The sequence below is a fragment of the Bradyrhizobium sp. KZN70725 genome, assembly GCF_055264925.1.
In genome coordinates this window covers 1-22,909 of the sequence record NZ_JBUYWT010000007.1, presented here as the reverse complement: position 1 = coordinate 22,909, position 22,909 = coordinate 1, and the positions used below count along the sequence as shown (strand labels likewise).

Here is a 22,909-nt window from a genome sequence, read left to right as displayed (position 1 = left end):
CGGGGGCGGAGCCATGAATCTCTCAAAATTCTTTATCGACCGGCCGATCTTCGCCGGCGTGCTTTCGATCCTGATCTTCCTGGCCGGGCTGATCTCGCTGCTGGCGATGCCGATCTCGGAATATCCCGACGTGGTGCCGCCGTCGGTCGTGGTGCGCGCGACCTATCCCGGCGCCAATCCGAAGGTGATCGCCGAGACGGTCGCGACCCCGATCGAGGAGCAGATCAACGGCGTCGAAGGCATGCTCTACATGTCGAGCCAGGCGACCACCGACGGCGCGATGACGCTGACGGTGACGTTCCGGCTCGGCACCGACCCCGACAAGGCGACCCAACTGGTGCAGAATCGCGTGCAGCAGGCCGAGCCGCGCCTGCCGGCTGTGGTGCGCCAGCTCGGTATCATCACCAAGAAGAGCTCGCCCGACCTCACCATGGTCGTGCATCTGCTGTCGCCGAACAACCGCTATGACATGACGTATCTGCGCAACTACGCGGTACTCAACGTCAAGGACCGGCTGGCGCGGATCGACGGCGTCGGCGACGTCCAGCTCTATGGCGCCGGCGACTATTCGATGCGGGTCTGGGTCGATCCGCAGAAAGCCGCCGAGCATTCGCTGACCGCGAGCGACGTCGTACGCGCGATCCAGGCCCAGAACGTCGAGGCTGCCGCCGGCGTGGTCGGCTCCTCGCCCAGCGTCAAGGGCATCGACCTCCAGCTCTCCGTCAACGCCGAGGGACGGCTCTCGACCGAGGAGCAGTTCGGCGACATCGTGGTGAAGACGGGTTCGGCAGGCGAGGTGGTGCGGCTGCGCGACGTCGCGCGGGTCGAGCTCGGCGCCTCCGAATACGGCCTGCGCTCGCTGCTTGACAACAAGCAGGCGGTCGCGATCCCGATCTTCCAGGCGCCGGGGTCGAATGCGCTGGAGATCTCCGACCATGTCCGCGCCACGATGGCCGAGATCAAGAAGAACATGCCGGAAGGCGTGTCCTACCAGATCGTCTACGATCCGACGCAGTTCGTGCGTTCGTCGATCGAGGCTGTCATCCACACGCTGCTCGAGGCGGTCGCGCTCGTCGTGCTGGTCGTGATCCTGTTCCTGCAGACCTGGCGCGCCTCGATCATCCCGCTGATCGCGGTCCCGGTGTCGATCGTCGGCACCTTCGCGGTGATGCATGTGTTCGGCTTCTCGATCAACGCGCTCAGCCTGTTCGGCCTGGTGCTCGCGATCGGCATCGTGGTCGACGATGCCATCGTCGTGGTCGAGAACGTCGAGCGCAACATCGAGTCCGGCCTGTCGCCGCGCGATGCCACCAATCAGGCGATGCGCGAAGTGTCCGGCCCGATCATCGCGATCGCGCTGGTCCTGATCGCGGTGTTCGTGCCGCTCGCCTTCATCTCCGGCCTCACCGGACAGTTCTACAAGCAGTTCGCGCTGACCATCGCGATCTCGACCGTAATCTCCGCGATCAATTCGCTGACGTTGTCGCCGGCGCTCTCGGCGCTGCTCTTGAAGGGGCATCATGAGCCCAAGGACTGGCTGACCCGGATCATGGAAAGGTCGCTCGGTTGGTTCTTCCGCGGCTTCAACAAGGTCTTCACCAAGTCCTCCGAGAACTACGGCCGCACCGTTACCAAGGTGATCTACGGCAAGGCCGCGGTGATCGGCCTCTATGTGCTGCTGATCGGCCTGACCGGCGTGCTGTTCAAGCAGGTGCCGAGCGGCTTCGTGCCGGGCCAGGACAAGCAGTATCTGGTCGGCTTTGCCCGCCTGCCCGATGGCGCGACGCTCGACCGCACCGAGGAAGTGATCCGCAAGATGAGCGACATCGCGCTGACCCAGCCCGGCGTCGAAAGCTCGGTGGCGTTCCCCGGCCTGTCGATCTCCGGCTTCACCAACTCCTCCAACGCCGGCATCGTGTTCTCGACCTTGAAGCCATTCGACGAGCGAAAGGATCCCTCGCTCAGCGGTCCGGCGATCGCGGCGGCGCTTAACAAGAAATATGCCGGCATCCAGGATGCCTTCATCGCCATGTTCCCGCCGCCGCCGGTCAACGGCCTCGGCACCATCGGCGGCTTCAAGCTGCAGATCGAGGACCGCGCCGGCCTCGGCTATGAAGCGCTGAACGACGCGACCAAGGCGTTCATGGCGGCGATGCAGAAGGCGCCGGAGATTGCCGGCGTGTTCTCGAGCTTCCAGGTCAACGTGCCGCAGCTGTTCGCCGATATCGACCGTACCAAGGCGTTGCAACTCGGCGTGCCCGTCACGGAGGTCTTCAACACGCTGCAGATCTATCTCGGCTCCTACTATGTGAACGACTTCAACAAATTCGGCCGCACCTACTCGGTCTATGTGCAGGCCGACGCGCCGTTCCGCGCGCGTGCCGACGACATCAGGCAGTTGAAGGTGCGCTCGTCGTCGGGCGACATGGTGCCGCTGTCGGCGTTGCTGAAGGTCCGCCAGAGCGCGGGTCCGGAACGCGCGATCCGCTACAACGGCTTCCTGTCGTCGGACATCAACGCGGCTGCCGCGCCGGGCTATTCCTCCGGCCAGGCCCAGGAGGCGGCGACGCGGATCGCGGCCGAAGTGCTGCCGCCCGGATTCGCTTTCGAATGGACCGACCTGACCTATCAGGAGTTCATCGCCGGCAACTCCGGAATCTGGGTGTTTCCGCTGGCGATCCTCCTGGTGTTCCTGGTGCTCGCCGCGCTCTATGAGAGCCTGGCGCTGCCGCTCTCGATCATCATGATCGTGCCGATGGGGCTCTTGGCCGCGATGTTCGGGGTCTGGCTGTCGAAGGGCGACAACAACGTCTTCACCCAGATCGGCCTGATCGTGCTGGTCGGATTGTCGGCCAAGAACGCCATCCTGATCGTCGAATTCGCGCGCGAGCTCGAATTCGCCGGGCGGTCACCGATCCGTGCCGCGATCGAGGCGAGTCGCTTAAGGCTGCGACCGATCCTGATGACGTCGATGGCCTTCATCATGGGCGTGCTGCCGCTCGTGCTGTCGACCGGCGCGGGCTCGGAGATGCGGCGCGCGATGGGGGTTGCGGTGTTCTCCGGCATGATCGGCGTCACGGTGTTCGGCCTGTTCCTGACGCCGGTGTTCTACGTGCTGCTGCGCAGCCTCACCGGGATGAAGCCGCTGACGCAGCACGGCGAGACGACCATCCCTGGAAAAGCACACGCGGCATGATGCCGCGTGTGCAGAGCGTTTTCGAGCGAAGTGGATACCGGTTCGCGTGAAGAAAACGCGGCAAGACAAAAAAACGAGAGCTTCAGCTTTGATTCAATCAAAACTGAAGCTCTCGTTCGTGTCAGCTTCGAACGGAATCAGGCTGCGATATCCAGCAGCAATTGTGATGAACCGCGGACCAGCACCTTGCGGCCCGCGGGCGTCAGCTCAAACGAATCGCCGCGCACGGCGACATAGCCGAGCGTGATCAGGCTTTCGACGGCGAACCTGTTCAGCCGTGAAGGGTTTGCTGCGGGAGCCCGCAACGCTTTCAGCGCATCCCACTGATCGGGTCTGAGTTCGAATTCTTCGCTCATCGGTCCAGGCACTCCAGAAGTTCTTGGCGTGCGAGATACAGAGCGCAGATGAATTTCGTGCGACCACAACGAGTCAGGATTTCGATTTATGTGGACGCGTCGTCACATCGCCGTGTCATTGGAATACTTCAATTTTTTCGAATCATTGCGGCGCAATAACGCGTGATTTCGTCACAGTGATTAATCCCAAATTGTCACACAGGTTAATCGTCTCGATTAACCGCGCCGCACACTTGCGCCGCCATCGACCGGCAACGTGACGCCGGTCACGAAGTTTGCTTCATCGGAGGCGAGAAACAGCGCGGCATTGGCGACGTCCCAGCCGGTGCCCATCTTGTGACGCAGCGGCACCTTGCTGTCGCGCTCGGCCTCGACCTCGGCGCGGCTCTTCTTGAATTCGCGGGCGCGGGTGTCCACCGCCATCGGCGTGTTCATCAATCCCGGCAGGATCACGTTTGCGCGAATGCCATATTGCGCATTCTGGTAGGCGAGCTGTTCGGTGAAGGCGATCATCGCCGACTTGGTCGCCTTGTAGGCGACGTAGGGATAGGTCGTGATCGCGGCCATCGACGAGATGTTGATGATCGAGCCGCGCTGCTGCGCGCGCATGATCGGGATCGCATGCTTGGCGGCGAGGATGCAGCTCTTCAGATTGATCGCCACGCAGCGGTCGAACGCCTCCTCGGTGATATCAAGCAGTTCGGCATCGCCGCCGGAGAGGCTGACGCCGACATTGTTGTGCAGGATGTCGACACTGCCCCAGCGGCCATGTGCGTCCGCCACCATCGCCTTGATGTCAGCATTTTTGGTGACGTCGGCCTTGAAGGCGACTGAAGTCCCGCCCTTGGCCGCGATCAGGTCGACCGTCTCCTGCGCCGAAGCCAGATTGTAATCGACGCACAGCACCCTGGCGCCTTCGCGCGCGAAGGTCAGCGCGGTGGCGCGGCCGTTGCCGATGCCCTCGCCGGGGCTTTGGCCTGCACCGACGACGATGGCGACGCGATCTTGCAGGCGCATCTCACTTCACTCCCTGTAGCGGGTACTGCTGCAGTACCTCCTTGTAGTAAGGTTCGTTGTCGATCTGCATGGTGGCGAGCACCCGCACCACGGCGCAGTAGAATGCGATCGTCAGCACGAGATCGGTCATGTGCTCGTCGGAGAGATGTTGCTTGATCTCGGCGAAGGTCGCCTCCGACATCGCGAGCTCGCGCACCATCTCGCGGGCGCCCTTGAGGATCGCCTTTGCCAGCGGCTCGAGCTTCGACGGCTGGCCACTGGTCTCCGCGATCAGGCCCTTTATATCCTCGTCAGTGACGCCAAACTCCTTGCCGATCTTCACATGGTGGGTGAATTCGTATTCCGACTGCTCGAGCCAGCCGACCTGCAGGATCGCGAGTTCGCGTAAGCGCGGATCGAGCTTGCTCTTGAAGCGGATATAGCCGCCGACGCCGTTGAAGGCGCGCGCCATGTCCGGCGAGTTCACCAGCAGCTTGTGCAGATTGGTGTTGCGCTTGAGCATGTCACGATATTCGGGGGCGACCTGATCGGCTTCGAGATAGGGCAGGCGGGCCATTGTTGTTGTCCTTGTTTCGGCGGCTTGCGGAAGAGGCGGCTGTCGTTTCAGCCGTAGAGGGCTTTGTGCTCGCTTTCGTAGTTGGCGTAGGAGTCCTTCATGCTGGCGCCGTTGAGCAGCATCGTTGCGACCACCGCGTTGTCGGCATCGAACACGGTCGAGCGCACCCACATGCTCTCGGTGCGCTTGCTGCCGGAAAGCGCCACGACCTCGCGCTCGACCCAATAGGTCTCGCCGGGGAAGAGCGGCCCGCGCAGAAGACGGATCTCCTGGTCGGCGAACAGCCCGACGGCGGGGCCGCGGACCGGCAGGCGGTCCTCGCGCGCGCGGTACTGGAACAGCACGCTCAGCATCTCCATCGGGATGATGGCGCGGCCCCAGGGATTGTGCTCCAGCGAATAATAATCCGAAGGCTCGGTGATCACCTTGAGCTTTTCGGCCAGCGAAAATGGATAGAGATCGCCCATGTTCTGGTCGAAATCCATCTTGATCGCCTGCCGCGGCGTCTTCATGCCGACCTTGATGTCGGCGAGGATCACGGGATCGGTCAGCGGCTTCAATTCGCCGAGCCGGTGGCTGAGCGCCGTCTCGCTGCCGTTGCCATCGATCGAGGCGGTGCCGCGCAGGATCTCGGTGCCGTCGCGCTTGACCATCCCGATCGTGCAAACGGTCTGGCCCGGCTTCGGCTTCTCGATCTGGGCCTGCACCTCTTCGCCTTCGAACACCGGGTTGCGGTAATGCGCGGATAGGCAGCCAGTGATGAACCAGGCGCGGCCCCAGATCCGCTCGCACAGCGGCGCGAACTGGCTGAAATGGGTCGGTCCCTCGATCGTGCCGCCGCGAAAGCCGAGCTTCTGCGCCGTTGCATCGTCGTGAATCGAGGCGTGGGAGTCGTAGGTCTGGGCCTGCAGCATCTGCTTCGGGCTGCGCCAGGGACCCACCAGCAGATTGCCGTTCTCCACGATTTCCGTCGTGAATGCGGATTCGACTGTAATCATCCTTGGTCTCCCTTTGCGCGCCACCGTTTCAAAGATGCCGGGGTTCGGCAAGGCCTTGCAGAACGACAAGGCCTCGCAGCGCAACAAGGCCTCGCATGCGCAACATGAGATATGTGCTGCGGCCATGGAACGGGGCTGTTCATGCATAACAAAATCAGTGCATGCTGATGCATGATCATTTCGGAAGATAATCAGACCGGTCCGGACCGGCGTGGCTGACTGACGGTGAAACTGATGGCGTTGATGGAAGTTGGACTGGACGACAAGTACCGGTTGGACACGAAACGAATCTTCCTCTCCGGTACCCAGGCGCTGGTCCGATTGCCCATGTTGCAGCGCGAACGCGACCGCGCGCACGGGCTGAACACCGCCGGTTTCATCTCCGGTTACCGCGGCTCGCCGCTCGGCATGTACGACCACGCGCTGTGGCGGGCGAAGTCCTTCCTCAGGGAACATGACATCGCCTTCGTCCCCGGCCTCAACGAGGATCTGGCGGCGACCGCGGTGTGGGGCAGCCAGCAGGTCGGCATGTTCCCCGGCGCCAAGGTCGATGGCGTGTTCGGCATCTGGTACGGCAAGGGCCCAGGCGTCGACCGCTCGCTCGATGCGCTCAAGCACGCCAATTCCGCCGGCACCTCGCCGAACGGCGGCGTGATCGCGCTGGCCGGCGACGACCATGGCTGCCAATCCTCCACCCTGGCGCATCAGAGCGAGCAGGTGTTCGCCTCGGCGCTGATGCCGGTGGTCAATCCGGCGACGCTGCAGGATTATCTCGACCTCGGCATCCTCGGCTTCGCGCTGTCGCGCTATTCCGGCTGCTGGGTCGGCTTCAAGGCGATCTCCGAGACGGTGGAAAGCTCGGCCTCGATCGTCAGCGATCCCGATCGCATCAAGATCATCATGCCCGACGATTTCGAGATGCCGCCGGACGGGCTCTCGATCCGCTGGCCGGATCCGCCGCTCGAAGCCGAGCGCAGGTTGCACGGGCCCAAGATGGAGGCGGTCGCGGCCTTCGCCCGCGTCAACCGCTTCGATCGCATCGTGCTGGATTCGAAGCCGGCGCGGCTCGGCATCATGGCGACCGGCAAGGCCTATCTCGATCTGCGCCAGGCGCTCGCCGATCTCGGCATCACCGATGCCGATGCGCAGGCGCTCGGGCTGCGCATCTACAAGGTGGCGCTGACCTGGCCGCTCGAAGCGCGCGGCGCGCGCGCCTTCGCCGAGGGCCTGCAGGATGTGCTGGTCGTCGAGGAGAAGCGCGGCTTCATCGAGGACCAGCTGGTCCGCATCCTCTACAACATGGACGCCTCCAAGCGTCCCTCGGTGGTCGGCAAGCGCGACGAGAGCGGCGCTCCCTTGCTGCCGAGCGAGGGCGAGCTGACGCCGACCATGGTCGCCGCCGCCGTGGTGGCGCGGCTGCGCCGGCTCGGTCACCGCAGCCCGCTGCTGGAGCAGCGTTTGGCAAAACTCGAGGCGTTCGATCGCCCCGCCGAGGGCACGGGCACCGCGAAGCTGCAGCGCACGCCGTATTTCTGCTCGGGCTGCCCACACAACTCGTCGACCAAGATCCCCGAGGGCAGCCGCGCCATGGCTGGCATCGGCTGCCACGGCATGGCGCTGTCGGTGCCGAACCGCAACACCCAGACCATCTCGCATATGGGCGCGGAGGGCGTGAGCTGGATCGGGCAGGCGCCGTTCACCAGCGAACAGCATGTGTTCCAGAACCTCGGCGACGGCACCTACACCCATTCCGGCTTGCTGGCGCTGCGCGCAGCGGCCGCGGCCGGCGTCAACATCACCTACAAGATCCTCTACAACGATGCGGTTGCGATGACCGGCGGCCAGCCGGCCGAGGGCGGCTTTACGGTGTCGCAGATCGCACACCAGGTCTGGGCGGAGGGCACCAAGCGGCTCGCGATCGTCTCCGACGATCCAGACAAATATCCCGCCAATTATTTCCCGGCCGGCGCTACCATTCATCATCGGCGCGAGCTCGATGCCGTGCAGCGCATCCTGCGCGAGATCGAGGGCCTCACCGTCCTGATCTACGACCAGACCTGCGCCGCCGAGAAGCGCCGTCGCCGCAAGCGCGGGCTGTTCCCCGATCCGGCCAAGCGCGTCTTCATCAATGAGCGCGTCTGCGAGGGTTGCGGCGACTGCTCGGTGGCGTCGAACTGCGTCTCGGTGCAGCCGCTGGAGACCGAACTCGGCCGCAAGCGCCGCATCGACCAGTCGAACTGCAACAAGGATTTCTCCTGCATCGAGGGCTTTTGCCCGAGCTTTGTGATGGTGCAGGACCCCAAGCTGCGCAAGGCGGACCGCGCTGCCGCCGATCCCAAGGCGTTGTTCGCCGACTTGCCGACGCCGCCTGTGGCCGCGTTGAGCAATCCCTACAACATCCTGATCACCGGCATCGGCGGCACCGGTGTGATCACCATCGGCGCGCTGCTCGGCATGGCCGCGCATGTCGAGGGGCTCGCCTGTTCGACGCTCGACTTCACCGGCCTGTCGCAGAAGAACGGCGCCGTGATGAGCCATGTCCGGCTCGCGCCCGCCTCCGACATGCTGACCACGGTGCGCATCGCACCGGGCAATGCCAACCTGATCCTCGGCTGCGACCTCGTCGTCGCCACCAGCGTGCCGGCGCTGAGCCGCGCCGAGCGCGGCGTCACCCGCGCCGTGGTCAACGCCGATCTCTTGCCGACCGCGAGCTTCGTGATCGATCCCGATATCGACTTCGAAGCCAGCTCGATGCGCGATGCGCTAAACGGCGCGGTGACGCCTGGCGACCTCGATATCCTCGATGCCACCGGGCTTGCCACCGCGCTGATGGGCGACAGCATCGCCACCAACGCCTTCATGCTCGGCTTTGCCTTTCAGCGCGGCGCGATCCCGCTGTCGCTGGAAGCGATCCTGAAGGCGATCGAGCTCAACGGCGCCGCCATCGAGATGAACAAGACCGCGTTCTCGTGGGGCCGGCTCGCCGCGTATGATCTGCAACGCGTGGTCAGCGCCGCACGCTTCAAGAGCGCCGGCGCCGCGCCGGCCAAGAAGACGCTTGATGAGGCGATCGCGTTCCGCGCCAAATTCCTCACCGACTATCAGGACGCGGCCTACGCCAGGCGCTATCTCGACGATGTAGCGCGCGTCCGCACCGCCGAGGCGGCGGCCGCGCCGGGCTCGCAGGACCTGACGGAGGCCTTCGCAAAGGGCCTGTTCAAGCTGATGGCCTACAAGGATGAATACGAAGTCGCGCGGCTCTATTCCGACGGCGAGTTCAGCAAGGCCTTGAGGGAACAATTCCAAGGCAATTCCGGCTTGAAGGTCTTGCTGGCGCCGCCGCTGCTGGCCCAGCGCGATCCCGTCACCGGGCGGCTGCAGAAGCGTGAATTCGGTCCGTGGATCTTCACGGCGTTCGGCATGCTCGCAAGGCTGAAGGGCCTGCGCGGCACCGCCTTCGACATCTTCGGCTATACCGCCGAGCGCAAGATGGAGCGCGCATTGCCGGTCGAGTATTCGGCGATGATCCTGCGTCACCTCGACGGCAAGAAGCCGCTCGACTTGCCGCGCCTCGTGGCGCTGGCGAAGGCTGCGGAGCTCGTGCGTGGTTATGGCCACATCAAGGAGGGCAACGTCGCCCGCTACCGCACCGAATGCGCTCGGCTGGAGCGCGCGATCAGCCAGCCGCTGGCGCAGGCGGCGGAGTAAGGCCGGGGAACTTTCCACAGCCGCCCTGGTTGACCGGCAACCCTGCCTGCAAGCGGTGGCTGGATTCGTACGCCCGAGCCCCTACATGATGGCTGTCTGTTCGAGTGATTTCAGGAGGCCGTTTGATGGTCCTGAAAAACGCTTTTGTTGCAACCGTTTGTACCGCGTGCCTGGCTTTGGGCGGCGTGGCGTTGGCTGACGAGTATCGCCCCAGCGAGTTCTTCAGCCTCGATCTTTCACGCGCAGTGTTGTCGCCGAAGCCGCTTGGCCCGCCGGCGCAGTTCGAGCCCGTTCCGGTCGAGGCGAAGACCGACCATGGCCCCGATCAGCATGCGAATGTCGAGCCGCAGGTCGAGGAGCCGAAAGTCGCGCCGAAGAAAGCCGTGCGGACCACCAGGGTGACCGCGCCGCACGAGAAGAAGCGCGCGGAAGCGCGCGTGCCCGCCCGTGCCAAGCTCGCGCGCCGCCACTCGAACCCGCTTGATGCGGAGGCCCGTGACACACGGATCCAGACCTGGCCGTGCCGCACCGGCGGCATCTGCAACTGGCATCGGTGAGGCGGCGCTCTCGCGCCTCTGCTTTCTCGAAGTGCGTCAATCCTTGACCCGTCATCCTGAGGTGCGAGCGAAGCGAGCCTCGAAGGATGGATCGGCCACGGACGGGCCGTTCATCCTTCGAGACGGCCGCTTCGCGACCTCCTCAGGATGACGGGTTTGGTGCTTGAGCGCTCGATATCCGGGGCCGCCGTCCCAGCAGCCGCCCCCGAGTCATCCCGCCGTCGCAAAACCGTCGGCGGAGAGTCAAGAAACCGTAAGGCCGGAGTCAAGGAGCGCAGGCAAAACCTTCGTTGCGATTCGACGAAGGTTATTCGATGCCGACAGCGAACTCCGCGAGGCGGCGAGGCCTCACCCGGCGCCAGCTTCTGGTGCGCTCGGCGTCGACCGCGGCGCTGGCGGGATTCGGCGCGCTGGCAAGACCGTATCTGAGCCGCGCCGCGGATCGGCCCGCGATTGCGGGCATCCAGTCCGGCGACGTGGCAAGCGATTCCGCTGTCATCTGGGCGCGCGCCGATCGCGCCGCGCGGATGCACATCGAATGCGCCGCGGTCGAAAGCTTCGCCAGCATCCTGCGCACCGTGTCCGCCGATGCGCTGCCCGAGCGCGACTTCACCGCCAAGCTGCTGCTCGACGGCCTGCCGCCGGGCCAGGACCTGTTCTATCGCGTGCGCTTCGAGGACCGCGAGGGCACATCAGGCGAAAGCCGGGTCGGCCATTTCCGAACCGCGCCGGCCGACCGGCGTCCCGTCTCGTTCGTCTGGTCCGGCGACGTCGTCGGGCAGGGCTGGGGCATCGACCCCGCGCGCGGCGGCTTGCGCAGCTACCGCACCATGCTGGACGAGCGTCCGGACTTCTTCATCCATTCCGGCGATCACATCTACGCCGATTGCACGGTGCCGTCGGAGCAGAAACTCCCAAACGGTGAGATCTGGCGCAACATCGTCACCGAGGAGAAATCCGTCGTCGCGCAGAGCCTCGATCAGTTTCGCGGCAACTACAAATACAACTGGCTCGACGAGAGTTTCCGCGCCTTCCACGCCGAGGTGCCGATGTTCGCGCAGTGGGACGACCACGAGGTGGCCGACGACTGGTCGCCACTCGGCACCACCGATGCGACCGGCTATGAGGCGGACGGCAGCTCGCGCCTGGTGGCACGGGCACGCCGCGCCTTCCACGAATTCATGCCCATGCGGCTGATGCCGGAGCGCGATGGCCGCGTCTACCGCAAGATTCCCTACGGGCCGCTGCTCGACGTCTTCATCATCGACATGCGCTCCTATCGCGATTCCAGCTGGAACAAGCAGGGCGATCCGGACCACGCCTGCATCCTCGGCCAGAGCCAGCTCGCCTGGCTGAAGCGGGAGCTGGTGGCGTCGGATGCTGTCTGGAAGGTGATCGCGGCGGATCTGCCGATCGGCCTCGTCAGCCTCGATGCGGTCGCGCTCGGCGACGGGCCGCCCGCGCGGCGCTAGCACGAGATCGCCGATCTGTTGTCCTTCATGAAGCGCGCCGGGGTCCGCAACACGGTGTGGCTCACCGCCGACATGCACTACACCGCCGCGCATCACTATGATCCGAACCGCGCGGTGTTCCAGGAGTTCGAGCCGTTCTGGGAGTTCGTCTCCGGTCCGCTGCATGCCGGCACCTGGTCGCCGGGCGAGCTCGACAACACCTTTGGCCCGAAGGCGATGTACCAGAAGGGCTGCTCGGCCGAGCAGGGCGACAATCTCGCGCCGTGCTTCGGGCTGCAATTCTTCGGCCGCGTCGACATCGACGGCAAGACCGGCGTGATGACGGTGACGCTGAAGGACGTCGACAACCACGACCTCTGGTCGGTCGATATCGAGCCGCGGCCGGACGCGCGGCCCGGCCAGATCATGGCGCAGCACATCTAGCGCCGTCTCTGATCCGTCGCGACATCTTGATTGCCGGCGTCTTGCCCGAGGGCCCGGTTTGCGGGCAGACTGCGTGTCGGCATTCCTGCCAATTTCATTCCCACGAAACGATTTGCTGGCGTGACGTCGTCGATGGCATCGGCGTCCCACGCGTCAGGAGCTATCCATGGAAAATCTGCAGACACAGGGTATCAGCCTGCCGCAGCTCGGGCTCGGCACCTTCCGCATGCAGGGCGATACCTGCCGCGCGGCGGTCGAGAGCGCGCTTGGGCTCGGCTATCGGCATATCGACACCGCCGAGATGTACGGCAATGAAGAGGCGATCGGGGCGGCGATCGCTGCCTCGAATGTCGCGCGCAGGGACCTGCACGTGACCACCAAGGTCTGGCACGAGAACCTGGCGCCGGATGCGATCCGGACAGCGTTCGACGCCAGCCTGAAGAAGCTGCGGCTCGATCACGTCGATCTCTATCTGGTGCACTGGCCGTCGCGGAGTATGAAGCTGCCTGCCGTCTTCGAGACGCTGATGAAGCTGAGGGAGGAAGGCCGCACCCGCGCGATCGGCGTCGCCAATTTCACCACCGCGCTGCTCAAGACCGTGGTCGAGGACATCAAGGCGCCGATCGCCTGCAACCAGATCGAATATCACGCGATGCTGGACCAGACGCCGGTGCGCAAATATCTCGCCGCGAAATCGATCCCGCTGGTGGCCTATTGTCCGCTCGCCCAGGGCCGCTTCGCCACCGACGAGACGCTGGCGAAAATCGGCAGCAAGCATGATGCGACCGCGGCGCAGGTGGCGCTGAAATGGCTGCTCGATCAGGATGGAGTGGCGGCTATTCCGAAAGCCTCGCGCGCCGAAAGCCAAAAGGCCAATCTCGACGCACTGAAGGTCAAGCTCGACGACGCGGACCGCAAGGCGATTGCGGCGCTGCCCAAGGACATGCGCTGCGTCAATCCGGGGTTTGCGCCGGCGTGGGATTGAGGCCGCTGGCCCTGAGGAAGCAGAAAAGAAAATGGCTCCGTGAGGAGCCATTTTCCGTTGTGTCGGTCCTTAGTAGTGATGACGTTTGATGATCACCGTCCGGTCATGGCCGTGATGCCAGCCATGATGCCAACCGCGATGCCAGCCACGGTCATGGCGCATTTCGGCGCGTGCGCCCCAGCCGCGGTCCCAGTGATGATGACCGCCATGTCTGATCACGACCGTCTCGGCGCTCGCGATCGACGGAACGGCCACCGCAAGCGCACCAACCGCCGCGAGAACAAAGCCAATCTTTTTCATCTCATCCTCCTCAAATAAGCGAAGAGAAAACCGTACGGAGATTGAAACGTTCCTCAGGAACCAGAGGAGTTTTCTGAACACTTGTTCAGCAACTGCCTCGAACGCTGCTGCCGTCGCGTGTTGGTGCGCACAACCGATGAGCGAGCGCACGGGCGGCTTTCCCGGCCTTGCCTAACCGCTGCGTCCGACGCATCATCGCGCCATAAAAATCAATGTTCGGGGGGACGTTGCCATGAGCGAATTTTCACGCCGGGATTTTTTGAAAGTGACGGGATCGGCCGCTGCCGCAGCCATCGCGAGGCCGGCCGCTGCGGCGATGGGGCCGGACGACAAGTTCGACCTCGTGATCAAGAACGGCGATGTCATCGATCCCAGCCAGTCGCTGCGCGGCAAGCGCGACATCGGCATCCGCTGGGGCATCATCGAGGCGATCGAAGACGATATCCCGGCTGCTCGCGCCGCCAGGACCATCGACGCGTCGGGCAAGCTCGTGATGCCGGGTCTGGTCGATCTGCACTGCCACGTCTACCCGTACGGATCGGCGATCGGCATTCCCGCCGACGAGCTGGTGCAATTCCAGGGCACCACGACGGTCGTCTCGGCGGGCGACGCCGGCGTCAACAACCTCGCGGCGCTGCGGCGCTTCATCGTGGCGCAATCGCGGGCGCGGATCTACGCCTTCGTCCACATCGCCAATAATGGCCTGTCGGCATTCCCGGTGGCCGAGCTCTACAACATCGACAACGCCCAGGTCGAAGCCTGCGCGATGGCGCTGGCCGAGAACCCCGACTTCCTGATCGGGGTCAAGGTGCGGATGTCGGAAAACGTCATCTTCAAGCATGGCCTCGAGCCGCTGAAGCGCGGCATTCAGGCCTGCGAGATGTGCGGCTGGCCGGCGCGGATGATGGTGCATATCGGCGGCGTCGAGACCAGGGAGCTGATGTCCGACATCCTCGATCTGCTTCGGCCGGGCGATATCCTGACCCATGCATATTCCGGCGCGCCGAACATGTCCGGCGCTTTCACCAATATCGTGCAGGAGGGCAAGCTGTTGCCGGCGGCGCTCGCGGCCAAGCAGCGCGGGGTGCTGTTCGACGTCGGCCATGGCGGCGGCAGCTTCGATTTCACGGTGGCCGAAGTCGCGATCCCCGCCGGCTGCGCGCCCGATACGATCTCCTCCGACATCCACGTCTTCTCGGGCAACTCGCCCGGCATTCCGTTCCTGCCGAACGTGATGAGCAAGTTCCTGGCGATGGGCTCGTCGCTGGATCAGGTGGTGGCGATGGCGACCTCGGCGCCGGCGCGGATCATCAACCGGACCCCGAAGGTCGGCACACTGCAGCGTGGCGCGCCCGGCGACGTCGCGATCATGGATCTCGTCGAAGGCCCGGTCTCCTTCGTCGATACCCGCAACAACAAGCGCGACGGCAATCTGCTGCTGAAGCCGGTGCAGACCGTGGTCAACGGCGTGCCGTTCGGCCGGCCCTATCAGGCGCCGTTCTCGGTGAGGTAGGCGCGCAGATCGGTAGAGCATGATGAGATCAGATCGAATGGCGACCGCAAGCGCGCTGCGCTCCCTCGCCCCGTTCTTACGGGGAGAGGGTTGGGGTGAGGGGCTGCCTCCGCGTATCCGGTGATAGCTGAGGTTGCGGAGGCTCCCCCCACCCGGAACGCATCTGACGATGCGTTCCCACCTCTCCCCGCACGCGGGGCGAGGTGAAGCGGAGTCCGCAACTCGCTTCGGCGCAAAGTCATCATGATCTAGCCGCGCTTCTCCACATTGCTGCTGCGCGCCGGCACGCCGAACTCCTTGCGGCACACCTCGGCCAGCGCGGCAACGCCCTCGCGGATCTGCTCGTGCGAGGGGCTGGCGAAGCAGAGGCGGAGCCGGCTGCCGGAATGGGCCTTGCTGGTCGACCATTCCGGTCCCGGATTGATCGAGACGCCGGCGGCAAGCGCCGCCTGATAGAGCTTCAGCGTGTCGACATTGTCGGGCAGCTTGACCCAGAGGAAGATGCCGCCCTTGGGCGCCTCGAATTCGGCCGCGGTGCCGAACTGCTCGTTCAACGCCTCCATCAGCGTATCGAGCTTGGCGCGCAGGCCCTTGGTCAGGCGCGGCACATGGGTCGAAAAATGCGGTGCGCAATATTCCGCGAGCACCATCTGCTCCAGTGCGCCGGAGCCGGCGTCGGTCTTCAGCGGCAGCATTCGCGACATGATCCCCCAGGGCGCGACGATGAAGCCGACCCGCAGCGCAGGCGCGATCGATTTGGAGAACGAGCCGATATGGATCACGCCGCCATGCTTGCTCATCGCATAGATCGCGGGCGGCCGTTCGCCGTTCCAGATCAAATCGGCATAGCAATCGTCCTCGAAGATCGGCACGCCGTATTCCCTTGACAGCTTCAGCATCTCGGCGCGGCGGCTCTCGGGAAGGATCGAGCCGGTCGGGTTCTGCACTGTCGGGATGGTGTAGATGTATTTCGGCGTGATGCCGCGCCGCTTGTGATCGGCGAGTGCCGCAGCCAGCGCATCGATCCTGATGCCCTCGCCATCGAGGGGAATGCCGACCGCATTGACGCCGAGCCGTGTCAGCCGGTTCAGTGAGCCCTGATAGGTTTCCTGCTCGATCAGCACGGTATCGCCCTTGGCGAGCAAGGTGTGATTGACAAGATCGAGCGCCTGCAGCGAGCCGGAGACGATCATGATCTCGTCCGGCGTGCAGGCAATCCCGGCGTCGCGCTTCAGCTTCTCGGTCAGGAACTGGCGCAGCGGCAGATAGCCCTGCGGCCCGTGCGCGAGATTGTAGGTCGCCAGATTCCTGCCCTCGCGCTTCAACACGGCGTTGACCGCCTCCAGCAGCCCGTCGACCGGGACCTGGTCGGGATCGTTGTTGCCGCCGACGAAGCTGTATTTGGCGAGCCCGGTCCAGCGTGCGGCCGGGGCAGGCAGGCCGGCCGCGAGTAGCGGTGTAAAGTCGAACTGGGCTGAGGTGGACATGGACGTTTCGCTCCGTGTTGTTATCGTTGAGAAGGCCGCGGCAAGCGGCCTTCCATGCGGTTAGTTCTTGCCGACCGGCCGGATCGGCCGGCCCTGGCTGATGAAGGCGTAGTGCCCTGCGCCGACACTGCCGACCATCAAGGCCTCGACCGCCGGTTCCGCGATCTCGCCGGCGGCCGCCCAATCGACCACGAAATTCGCGCCGGTGCCGCCGCGGGTATCGGTCGTGGCGATCGCGACCTCGACGGTCGCAAACGGTTTTAGCGCGACCGGCGATTTAAGGTAGCTCTCCACCATCTTGCCTGATGTGTCGAAATAGGCGATCCGCTTCAGCACCAGCGGCTTCGTCTCGGAGGCGTTGTGCACGCTGAGCGTCACCGAAAAATCGGCCCTGAGCTTGCCCTGGCTCATCGACACGCTGGAATACACCGGCACGTAGAATGCACCGGAGGCGGTGAGGCCCTCCGATGGCACCGCCATCAACGAGTTCGCGAAATTTTGTTCAATACTTGCCGAGGATTGTGCTAGCGCCTCTGACATGCGCACGGTGAGCAGGCAGAGCAAAACTGCGAGAAAAATGCCGCCTGCGCGGATGTGACACATTGCTCGGTTGATCCTCACGCCCGGCCCTCTAGGTTGCGGCAACAGGAAGTCTTTGAACGCATGCATGAACTGATTCCCGATATCACGCTCTGTATCCTGTTTGCCTGGGGGATTGGGCTGCTGGCCCACTTCTCCCGGCAACCGCTGATACTGGCCTACCTTATCGCCGGCTTTTTCATTGGTCCATTCGGCATGGGCTGGGTCAAGTCCCAGGAATCGATCAGCGTCATCTCCGAGCTCGGCCTGATCTTCATGCTGTTCATGATCGGGCTGGAAATCGACCTCAAGAAGATCATCCGTGCCGGCAAGGTCATCCTGTTCGCGGGAGCCGGCGAGCTGATCGGCGGCTGCCTGATCGGCGTGGCGTTCTTTGCCGCTATCGGGCTTGCGGTCGGCGGCGGCAAGTTCGACGCGATCTATCTCTGCGTCGCCTGCTCGTTGTCGTCGACCGTGATCATCGTCAAGGTGCTCTACGAGAAGCGCGAGCTGGATACGCTGCCGGGCCGCATCACGCTCGGCGTGTTGGTGCTGCAGGACATCTTCGCGATCCTGTTCCTGGCGGTGCAGCCGAGCCTCGACAATCTGCAGATCAGCGTCGTGCTGTTGTCGATTGCCCGCGTCGCGGTGCTGGTCGCGACCGCGCTGGTGCTGAGCCGCTACGTGCTGCCGCGGCTGTTCCACCAGATCGCGCGGCGGCCCGAGCTCGTGCTGCTCGGCGCGCTCGCCTGGTGCTTCCTGATCGGCGAGATCGCCGAGCGGCTGCATCTGTCGCGCGAGATGGGCTCGCTGGTCGCCGGCGTCTCGATCTCGACCTTTCCCTATGCGCTCGACGTCACCGCCAAGGTCACGACGCTGCGGGATTTCTTCATCACGCTGTTCTTTGTCGCGCTCGGCATGACGATCCCGATTCCGGGCCTCTCGGTGATCTGGCTTGCGCTCGTCATCGCGGCCTTCACGGTGGCGAGCCGCCTGATCACGACGTTCACGCCGCTCTATCTGATGAAGCAGGGCCTGCGCGCCAGCCTGCTGCCGGCGATCAACCTGGCGCAGATCTCCGAGTTCTCGCTGGTCGTGATCCAGACCGGCGTCGCCGCCAACCACATCGGAACCGAAACCGCGAGTGCGGCCTCGTTCGCCTTCGTCGTGCTGGCGGTGCTCTCGACCTTCGCGATGGGGCGCAGCGACCAGATCGTGCGCGGCCTGATTGGTCCGTTGAAGCGGATCGGACTGCGCGACCTCGATCAGGAAGGCCAGGGCCGCGAGGCCGGGCACGAGGGCGGACATGGCGAGATCCGGCGCATCGTCATCCTCGGCTTTTTCCGCGCGGCGAGCGCGCTGATCAGCCAGATCGAGCGGCAGAACCAGTCGCTGCTCGAGCAGATCAGCGTGATCGATTTCAACCCGCTGGTGTTCCGCACGCTGTCCGACCGCGGCATGCATGTGATCTATGGCGACATCAGCAATGTCGACACCCTGGTTCATGCCGGCATCGGCAAGGCCGAGATCATCATCCTGAGCGTGCCGGATTTCCTCTTGGTCGGCGCCGACAATGAGAAGCTGGTGCGCCACGTCCGCGCCCTCAATCCGACCGCGCGGATCGTTGCCACCGCGGACCTGTTGACCGGCGTCGACGACCTCTACAGCGCCGGCGCCGACTACGTGACGGTGACCCGGCTCAGCGACGCCGGCGAGCTCTATTCCGTGATCGAGGCGGCCGACGCCGGTCTGCTCGACGACAAGCGCGCCGAACTGGACGCCCAGCTCAGCGACCGGCGCGAGGTGCTGCCGTAACGCCGGTCTCAAGGCTGTCCATCACCTCTCCCCATCGGGGAGAGGTCGATTTGCGCAGCGGGTGAGGGGGCTCGAGTCCCACGAGAGGGCTGAACCCCTCACCCGGATCGCATCGAGCGATGCGATCCGACCTCTCCCTTTGGGAGAGGTGAAATCTCCCCTCCTGGTATCCCTGCCGGATGCATGGCGGGTTGCATAATGATACTGGCGCTGACATCGGAACCCGGCTAATCCACTGCCTGCATATAGCGAGATGTCAGGACAATGGCCGATACGATCCAGGAAGTGCTGCAAGCCTTTGCGAAGGGTGAACTCGTTGTCGTCACCGACGATGACGACCGGGAAGGCGAGGGCGATTTGATCGTCGCGGCGTCGTTCTGTACGGCGGAGAAGATGGCTTTCATCATCCGCCACACCTCCGGCATCGTCTGCGCGCCGATCACCACCGAGGATGCCCGCCGGCTGCGGCTCGACCCGATGGTGGCGCACAACGAGTCCAACCACACCACTGCCTTCACGGTCTCGATCGACTACAAGCCCGATGGTGGCACCGGCATCTCGGCCGAGGAACGCGCCTCCTGCTGCCGCGCGCTCGCCAATCCCAATGCCGGCGCCAATGATTTCGCGCGTCCCGGCCACATCTTCCCGCTGATCGCGCGCGACGGCGGCGTGCTGCTGCGCTCCGGCCACACCGAGGCGGCGGTCGATCTGTGCCGGCTCTCCGGCCTGCCGCCGGTAGGCGTCATCAGCGAGCTGATGAACGACGATGGAACCGTGATGAAGGGCGAGCAGGTCGCCAAATTCGCCGCCGCCCACAAGCTCAAGCATGTCACGATCGCGGACATGATCGCCTATCGCCAGGCGCGCGAGAAGCTGATCGAACGGGTCGCGACCTTCACCACCGAAAGCCCGATCGGCCCGCTGCAGGGCTACGCCTATCGCTCGCCGTTCGACGAGATCATGCATGCCGCCTTCGTCTATAACGGCATCGGCGACGGCCGAGACGTGCTGACGCGGCTGCACAAGCCGAACATCGTGAAAGACCTGTTCACCGGGCCGGCGCGAATGGAAGCCGTGCTGCGGCATTTCAAGGATGCCGGCCGCGGCGTGCTGGTATATCTGCGCGATGGTGCCGCCGGTGTTCCGGTCGAGCCGGTTGGCGAGCAGAAGACGGCGGAGGCCGATCGCCACAGGCAGTGGCGCGAGGTCGGCGTCGGCGCACAGATCCTGCGTGATCTCGGCGTCACCTCGATCCGGCACCTGACTTCGTCGGTGCATGACTACAAGGGATTGTCAGGTTTCGGCATCGAGATCGTGTCGAACGAGAAGCTGGAGACCTAGCACTGTCATTCCGGGACGCGCGATAGCGCGAACCCGGAAGCTCGAGATTCCGGGTTCGATGCTGACGCATCGCCCCGGAATGACGAAGGTCCCAATTCAATTGCGCTTCGCAGCATAGCGCTTTAATTTATCCGCCAATTTCCGATAGACGATGCGAAAGGATGTTTCATGAGCGTGCGCCCCCAGGCCAAGGACAAGCCGGCTGCCGCCAGCTTCCAGTGGGATGATCCGTTCCTGCTCGACGACCAGCTTACCGAAGACGAGCGCCTGATCCGCGACACTGCGCGGGCCTATGCGCAGGACAAGCTGCTGCCGCGGGTCACCAAGGCCTATCTGGAAGAGAAAACCGACCGCGAGATCTTCAACGAAATGGGCGAGCTCGGCCTGATCGGCGTGACGCTGCCCGAGGAATATGGCTGCGCCAATGCGAGCTACGTGGCCTATGGCCTCGTGGCGCGCGAGATCGAGCGCGTCGATAGCGGCTATCGCTCGATGAACTCGGTGCAGTCGTCGCTGGTGATGTATCCGATCTACGCCTATGGCGACGAAAACCAGCGCAAGAAATATCTACCCAAGCTCGCGACCGGCGAATGGGTCGGCTGCTTCGGCCTGACCGAGCCGGATGCCGGTTCCGATCCCGGCGGCATGAAGACCCGCGCCGAGAAGGTCGCCGACGGCTACAAGCTCAACGGCGCCAAGATGTGGATCTCGAACGCGCCGATCGCCGACGTGTTCGTGGTGTGGGCCAAGTCGGCTGCGCACGACAACCAGATCCGCGGCTTCATTCTCGAGCAGGGCATGAAGGGCCTGTCGGCGCCGAAGGTCGGCGGCAAGCTGTCGCTGCGCGCCTCGATCACCGGCGAGATCGTGCTCGACAATGTGGTGGTGCCGGAAAGCGCGCTGCTGCCCAACGTCTCCGGCCTCAAGGGCCCGTTCGGCTGCCTCAACCGCGCCCGCTACGGCATCTCCTGGGGCGCATTGGGCGCTGCCGAGGACTGCATGCACCGCGCGCGGCAATACACGCTCGACCGCAAGCAGTTTGGCCGGCCGCTCGCCGCCACCCAGCTGGTGCAGAAGAAGCTCGCCGACATGGAGACCGAGATCGCGCTCGGCCTGCAGGCCTCGTTGCGCGTCGGCCGCCTGATGGACGAGGGCAAGATGGCCCCTGAGATGATCTCGATCGTCAAGCGCAACAATTGCGGCAAGTCGCTCGACATCGCCCGCATGGCGCGCGACATGCATGGCGGCAACGGCATCCAGATCGAGTATCACGTGATGCGTCACGCCGCGAACCTCGAGACGGTCAACACCTATGAGGGCACGCACGACGTCCATGCGCTGATCCTCGGCCGCGCAATCACCGGCATCCAGGCGTTCTCGTAAGGGCGCTTGCTCGTCATTCCGGGGCGCGCCAACCGAACTCAGGTTTACCCGAGTTCGGCAGATCTTAAATGTCTAAGTCGGCAACAGCCGATTTGGACGGCGCGAACCCGGAATCTCGCGCCGCGTTCCTTTCCCTTCTTTCGAGATTCCGGGTCTGGCCCTGCGGGCCATCCCGGAATGACGATGCAGAGAAAATCCCCATGGCCGACAACGACGACATCCCGTTCAACCGCGACTTTCCGCTGAAGCCCGGCGTGGTCGAACAGGTCCGCCCCGGCGTTCGCCGTGTCCTCTGCAACAATCCGAGCCCGTTCACCTTCACGGGCACGGTCAGCTATATCGTCGGCGAGGGGAAGGTCGCGATCATCGATCCCGGTCCCGACGACGAGGCGCATGCCAAGGCGCTGCTCGATGCGGTCAAGGGCGAGACCGTGACGCATATCCTGGTCACCCATACCCATCGCGACCATTCGCCGAACACGCCACGGATCAAGGCCGCGACCGGCGCGCCGGTCTATGCCGAGGGACCGCACCGCGCCTCGCGCCCGCGCTTCGAGAGCGAAAAGCACAATCCGGAATCCGGCGCCGACCGCGATTTCCGGCCCGATGTGCAGGTCAAGCACGGCGACGTCATCGAGGGCGCGGGCTTTGCGCTGGAGGCGGTCGCGACCCCCGGCCACACCGCCAACCATCTGGCGTTCGCCTGGGCCGAGCGCAGCATCAATTTCGTCGGCGACCATGTGATGGGCTGGTCGACCTCGATCGTGGCGCCGCCGGACGGCTCGATGATCGATTACATGGCCTCGCTGGAGCGGCTGGAACAGCGGCCCGAGCAGCTGTATTTCTCCGGCCATGGCCCGGAGATTCCGGAAGGCCCGCGTTACGTCCGTTTCCTGGCGCGGCATCGCCGGGCGCGCGAGGCATCGATCCTGCATCGTCTCGGCAAGGGCGAGGCCGACATCCCGACCATGGTGCGGGCGATCTATATCGGGCTCGATCCGCGGCTCGCCAATGCCGCCGGCTATTCGGTGCTGGCGCATCTGGAGGACCTGGTCGCACGCGGCGTCGTGGTGACGGACGGCGATCCCGTGATCGGCGGGACGTACCGATTGGCCTAGGACCGATCGACATTCATTGCATCCAGATCATTGCGGCAGCGAGATGGATGAAGCCGGTAAAGTTGTCAGATCGCCTGTCATAACGGGTTGCCAAGCGTCGGAAGT

16 protein-coding genes and 1 pseudogene are annotated in these 22,909 nt (G+C 64.4%); 10 read left to right on the top strand and 7 right to left on the bottom strand.

What is annotated here, in order from left to right; all coding sequences use genetic code 11:
• The first annotated feature begins 13 nt into the window (after positions 1 to 13).
• A complete protein-coding gene (locus ACZBJS_RS08785) occupies positions 14 to 3,196 on the top strand; it encodes an efflux RND transporter permease subunit (RefSeq protein WP_253624188.1) in 3,183 nt (1,060 codons plus the stop codon).
• A gap of 137 nt (positions 3,197 to 3,333) precedes the next feature.
• On the opposite strand, the gene ACZBJS_RS08780 is transcribed toward ACZBJS_RS08785, so the two are convergent.
• From ACZBJS_RS08780 to ACZBJS_RS08765, 4 genes are all read right to left on the bottom strand, one after another.
• A complete protein-coding gene (locus tag ACZBJS_RS08780) occupies positions 3,334 to 3,552 on the bottom strand; it encodes a hypothetical protein (protein ID WP_076828992.1) in 219 nt (72 codons plus the stop codon).
• A gap of 216 nt (positions 3,553 to 3,768) precedes the next feature.
• Positions 3,769 to 4,569, bottom strand: coding sequence for an SDR family NAD(P)-dependent oxidoreductase (locus tag ACZBJS_RS08775; RefSeq protein ID WP_316395983.1), 801 nt, complete (start codon positions 4,567 to 4,569; stop codon positions 3,769 to 3,771).
• Between the two features lies 1 nt (position 4,570).
• On the bottom strand, positions 4,571 to 5,125 hold the full coding sequence (locus ACZBJS_RS08770) for a carboxymuconolactone decarboxylase family protein (protein ID WP_057015427.1): 555 nt from the start codon (positions 5,123 to 5,125) through the stop codon (positions 4,571 to 4,573).
• A 47-nt stretch (positions 5,126 to 5,172) separates the two neighbouring features.
• The gene (locus tag ACZBJS_RS08765; RefSeq protein WP_141341797.1) at positions 5,173 to 6,123 is read right to left on the bottom strand and encodes a hotdog family protein; all 951 of its coding nucleotides are present in this window, start codon (positions 6,121 to 6,123) and stop codon (positions 5,173 to 5,175) included.
• A 234-nt stretch (positions 6,124 to 6,357) separates the two neighbouring features.
• Here ACZBJS_RS08765 and ACZBJS_RS08760 point away from each other — a divergent pair, with 234 nt between their 5' ends.
• From ACZBJS_RS08760 to ACZBJS_RS08745, 4 genes and pseudogenes are all read left to right on the top strand, one after another.
• Positions 6,358 to 9,831, top strand: a complete 3,474-nt coding sequence (locus ACZBJS_RS08760; protein WP_463438639.1) for an indolepyruvate ferredoxin oxidoreductase family protein — start codon at positions 6,358 to 6,360, stop codon at positions 9,829 to 9,831.
• Between the two features lie 125 nt (positions 9,832 to 9,956).
• A complete protein-coding gene (locus ACZBJS_RS08755) occupies positions 9,957 to 10,388 on the top strand; it encodes a hypothetical protein (RefSeq protein WP_200844543.1) in 432 nt (143 codons plus the stop codon).
• A 314-nt stretch (positions 10,389 to 10,702) separates the two neighbouring features.
• Positions 10,703 to 12,283: pseudogene (locus ACZBJS_RS08750) on the top strand (alkaline phosphatase D family protein).
• Positions 12,284 to 12,449: 166 nt separating this feature from the next.
• Positions 12,450 to 13,268 carry an aldo/keto reductase gene (locus tag ACZBJS_RS08745; protein WP_057015422.1) on the top strand — a complete coding sequence of 273 codons (819 nt, stop codon included), beginning with the start codon at positions 12,450 to 12,452 and terminating at the stop codon, positions 13,266 to 13,268.
• Positions 13,269 to 13,337: 69 nt separating this feature from the next.
• Here ACZBJS_RS08745 and ACZBJS_RS08740 read toward each other — a convergent pair whose 3' ends face one another.
• Positions 13,338 to 13,568 carry a hypothetical protein gene (locus ACZBJS_RS08740; RefSeq protein WP_050387960.1) on the bottom strand — a complete coding sequence of 77 codons (231 nt, stop codon included), beginning with the start codon at positions 13,566 to 13,568 and terminating at the stop codon, positions 13,338 to 13,340.
• Positions 13,569 to 13,800: 232 nt separating this feature from the next.
• Between ACZBJS_RS08740 and ACZBJS_RS08735 the strand changes: the two genes are divergently transcribed.
• The gene (locus tag ACZBJS_RS08735; RefSeq protein ID WP_316395979.1) at positions 13,801 to 15,081 is read left to right on the top strand and encodes an amidohydrolase/deacetylase family metallohydrolase; all 1,281 of its coding nucleotides are present in this window, start codon (positions 13,801 to 13,803) and stop codon (positions 15,079 to 15,081) included.
• Between the two features lie 248 nt (positions 15,082 to 15,329).
• On the opposite strand, the gene ACZBJS_RS08730 is transcribed toward ACZBJS_RS08735, so the two are convergent.
• Entirely contained in the window at positions 15,330 to 16,568 is a 1,239-nt protein-coding gene (locus ACZBJS_RS08730; RefSeq protein ID WP_253587668.1) for an aminotransferase-like domain-containing protein, read from the bottom strand.
• A 60-nt stretch (positions 16,569 to 16,628) separates the two neighbouring features.
• The gene (locus ACZBJS_RS08725; RefSeq protein ID WP_410469728.1) at positions 16,629 to 17,171 is read right to left on the bottom strand and encodes a DUF3124 domain-containing protein; all 543 of its coding nucleotides are present in this window, start codon (positions 17,169 to 17,171) and stop codon (positions 16,629 to 16,631) included.
• A gap of 60 nt (positions 17,172 to 17,231) precedes the next feature.
• Here ACZBJS_RS08725 and ACZBJS_RS08720 point away from each other — a divergent pair, with 60 nt between their 5' ends.
• From ACZBJS_RS08720 to ACZBJS_RS08705, 4 genes are all read left to right on the top strand, one after another.
• Complete coding sequence (locus ACZBJS_RS08720; RefSeq protein WP_168857203.1) at positions 17,232 to 18,962, top strand: cation:proton antiporter; 1,731 nt, start codon at positions 17,232 to 17,234, stop codon at positions 18,960 to 18,962.
• Between the two features lie 264 nt (positions 18,963 to 19,226).
• On the top strand, positions 19,227 to 20,303 hold the full coding sequence (ribB, locus tag ACZBJS_RS08715) for a 3,4-dihydroxy-2-butanone-4-phosphate synthase (protein WP_028334516.1): 1,077 nt from the start codon (positions 19,227 to 19,229) through the stop codon (positions 20,301 to 20,303).
• A gap of 168 nt (positions 20,304 to 20,471) precedes the next feature.
• Positions 20,472 to 21,686 carry an acyl-CoA dehydrogenase gene (locus tag ACZBJS_RS08710; protein WP_463438638.1) on the top strand — a complete coding sequence of 405 codons (1,215 nt, stop codon included), beginning with the start codon at positions 20,472 to 20,474 and terminating at the stop codon, positions 21,684 to 21,686.
• Between the two features lie 200 nt (positions 21,687 to 21,886).
• Positions 21,887 to 22,804 (top strand): MBL fold metallo-hydrolase, encoded by a 918-nt coding sequence (locus ACZBJS_RS08705; protein WP_463438637.1) that lies wholly within the window; start codon positions 21,887 to 21,889, stop codon positions 22,802 to 22,804.
• Positions 22,805 to 22,909 lie beyond the last annotated feature (105 nt).